Here is a 308-nt window from a genome sequence, read left to right on the forward strand (position 1 = left end):
TGATAGGTGGGGTGTGTAAGCGCTGTGAGGCGTTGAGCTAACCCATACTAATTGCCCGTGAGGCTTGACCATATAACACCCAAGCAATTTGYGTCGAAGACCAGATTGCGGTGACTGTGGAGATGACACGAACCGAAAGTTCGCAAGCAAGACAACCCACRAMTATCACATACCCGATTCGCTGGAGTGCTCCCAAAGGGCATCCCGGCTACAGAATTTCTTGACGACCATAGAGCATTGGAACCACCTGATCCCATCCCGAACTCAGCAGTGAAACGATGCATCGCCGATGGTAGTGTGGGGTTTCC

The 308-nt window shown here is 51.8% G+C and carries 1 rRNA gene (running past one end of the window); it reads left to right on the plus strand.

Going from position 1 to position 308, the window contains the following annotated elements:
• Positions 1 to 219: 219 nt before the first annotated feature.
• Positions 220 to 308, plus strand: a 5S ribosomal RNA gene (rrf, locus tag ASF66_RS11440); it runs 81 nt beyond the window's last position.

The organism is Pseudomonas sp. Leaf129 (assembly GCF_001423465.1).
GTDB classification, from domain to species: domain Bacteria; phylum Pseudomonadota; class Gammaproteobacteria; order Pseudomonadales; family Pseudomonadaceae; genus Aquipseudomonas; species Aquipseudomonas coleopterorum.